This is a genomic window from Candidatus Effluviviaceae Genus I sp. (assembly GCA_016867725.1).
Classification (GTDB): Bacteria; Joyebacterota; Joyebacteria; order Joyebacterales; family Joyebacteraceae; genus VGIX01.
This window is the reverse complement of record VGIX01000094.1, coordinates 1-2,765: the sequence shown is the minus strand read 5'-3', so window position 1 is coordinate 2,765 and position 2,765 is coordinate 1. Positions and strand designations below refer to the sequence as shown.

Below are 2,765 nucleotides of genomic sequence, written 5' to 3'. Positions count from 1 at the left end.
ATCCGCGAGCACCTCACCGGGAACCTGTGCCGGTGCACCGGCTACGTGAAGGCCGTCGAGGCGGTCAGGGCGGTGGCGGAGGGGCGGGCGACGGGCGCCGCTCCCGCGCCGCGCGGGCCGGAGACGGGAGCGCCGCAGGGCGGACCGGGTACGAGCCCGGGCGCGCGCTTCCACGCCGTCGGCCGCAGCGCGCCCAAGGTCGAGGGGCTGGGGCTTGTGTCGGGGAAGGCACGCTACACGGACGACCTCGCGCCATCCGGCGCGCTCACCGGTCGCATCAAGCGGAGCCCGCACGCCCACGCGCGCATCGTGCGCATCGATGCGTCGAAGGCGCTCGCGCTCCCGGGCGTCCACGCGGTGCTCACCTGGAAGGACGTCCCGCGCGTGCTGTTCTCCACGGCCGGTCAGAACTGCCCCGAGCCGTCGCCGTACGACGCCGTCGTGCTCGACTCCGTCGTGCGGTTCGTCGGCGACCGCGTGGCGTTCGTCGCGGCCGAGACACCCCTTCTCGCCGAGAAGGCGTGCGACCTCATCGAGGTCGAGTACGAGGTCCTGCCGGCTGTGCTGGACCCGGCCCGCGCGATGGACCCCGACGCGCCGAAGCTCCACCCCGAGCCGGACAAGACCGGCATCGCCGACCCGTCGCGGAACCTCGCCGGCCGCGTGGAGGCGTCGGTCGGCGACGTCGAGCGCGGGCTCCGCGAGGCCGATCGCGTCTTCGAGCATGAGTACCGTGCCCAGTACGTCCAGGGCACGCCGACCGAGGCACACGTCACGCTGTCGTACCTCGACCCCGACGACCGCCTCGTCATCGTGACGAGCACGCAGGTCCCGTTTCACGCGCGGCGCATCGTCGCACGGCTCTTCGGGCTTCCCATCTCGAGGGTGCGCGTCATCAAGCCCCGCGTCGGAGGCGCCTTCGGCGCGAAGCAGGAGATCGTCCTCGAGGACGCCTGCGCCGCGCTCACCCTCGCGACCCGCCGACCGGTCCGCATGGTGCTCGACCGCGACGAGGAGCTCTTCGCGTCGCGAACGCGGCACCCGCAGACGCTGCGCGTCCGGACCGGCGTGAGGAAAGACGGCTCGCTCGCCGCCATCGAGATCACCACCCTTGCGAACACCGGCGCGTACGGCGGCCACGCGACCACGGTCCCGTCCAACACGGGCAGCAAGACGATGCCGCTCTACCGCGCGCCGAACCTCCGTTTCCTCGCGGAGTCGGTGTACACGAACCTGCCCATCGCCGGGGCGCTCCGAGGCTACGGCGCGCCGCAGGGCTACTTCGCGCTCGACTGCCACATGGACGAGGTCGCGAGGGCGCTCGGCCGCGATCCGGTCGAGTTTCGGCTCGCGAATGCGATCCGGCAGGGCGACGAGGACCCCATCGCCGAGCGGCTCGGCGAGGGGAAGGCTGGATACAAGCGCAGCATCCGGACGAACGGACTTCGCGAGTGCTGGGAGAAGGTGCGCGAAGCGTCCGGATGGGACGCGTGGGTGGCGTCGCTCGAGCCGGGGGAGACCGGGCGGCCGGGGTTGCTGCCGTGGATGCGTCTCGGCAAGGGCGTCGCGTTTGCGATGCACGGGAGCGGCATCCCCGGCGACGACATGGGCTCGGCGACCGTCAAGGCGAACGAGGACGGGACCTTCAACCTGCTCATCGGCGCGACCGACCTCGGGACCGGGAGCGACACCATCCTCGCGCAGATGGCCGCCGAGGTGCTCGGTGTGGGCGTCGAGCGGATCTTCGTGCTGTCGTCCGACACGGACAACACGCCGTTCGACGTCGGCGCGTACGCGTCGAGCACGACGTACGTGTCGGGCGGCGCGGTCGTCAAGGCGGCCGAGGGCGTGCGCGACCGGCTCCTGCATCACGCCGCGGCGATGCTCGGCGAGGACGCTGCCGGGCTCGTCTGCGAGGACGGCGCCGTGCGCGCGTCGTCGGGGCGGAGCGTGAGCCTCGCCGAGGTCGCGTCGCGGGCGATGTACGGCGAGGAGAAGGAGCAGGTCGCGTTCACGGCGTCGAACGTGACCTTCGACTGCCCGCCGCCGTTCGCGGCGGCCGTCGCGGGCGTCGAGGTGGACAGGGAGACCGGGCGCGTGGACGTGACGGACTTCACGTGCGCCATCGACTGCGGGTTTCCCATCAACCCCGCGCTCGCAGAGGGGCAGATCCAAGGCGGCGTCGTGATGGGCCTCGGGTACGCGCTCTCCGAGGAGATGCTCTTCGACGCGCGGGGGCGGATGATCAACGCGAGCCTCCTCGACTACAAGATCTTCTCGTCCGTGGACACGCCGCCGGTGAAGGCGATCCTCGTGACCACGGACGAGCCCACGGGCCCGTTCGGCGCGAAGAGCGTCTCGGAGATCCCCGTGGACGTCGTCGCGCCGGCGATCGCGAACGCGGTCTTCGCGGCAACGGGCGCGCGGATCCGCGAACTCCCGCTTACGCCCGAGCGCGTGCTCGCGGCGATCGACGGGTTGCGCGAGGGGGCACGGCGGTGATCATCTTCAAGAACGTGTACCACGTCGCCACGATGAACGACGCCCGGGAGCGGCTCTCGGGCGTTGACGTGCTCGTCGAGGGGAACCGGATCGCGCGCATCGGGCGAGGACTCCAGGCGCCCTGGGGCGCGCGCGTCATCGAGTGCTCCTCGATGCTCATGCTGCCAGGCTTTGTGAACCTCCACCACCACTTCTACCAGACGCTCCAGCGGAACGTCCCCGCCGCCCAGAACCGCAAGCTCTTCGACTGGCTCACGACGCTC

At 71.5% G+C, this 2,765-nt stretch carries 2 protein-coding genes; both read left to right on the top strand.

Annotated features, from left to right (window positions below):
- Positions 1-2,502, top strand: a 2,502-nt coding sequence (locus FJY74_09760; protein ID MBM3308598.1) for a molybdopterin-dependent oxidoreductase, incomplete at its 5' end; no start/stop codon positions are given.
- A partial coding sequence (locus tag FJY74_09755; protein ID MBM3308597.1) for an 8-oxoguanine deaminase occupies positions 2,499-2,765 on the top strand: 267 nt, incomplete at its 3' end. The genes FJY74_09760 and FJY74_09755, both read left to right, overlap by 4 nt.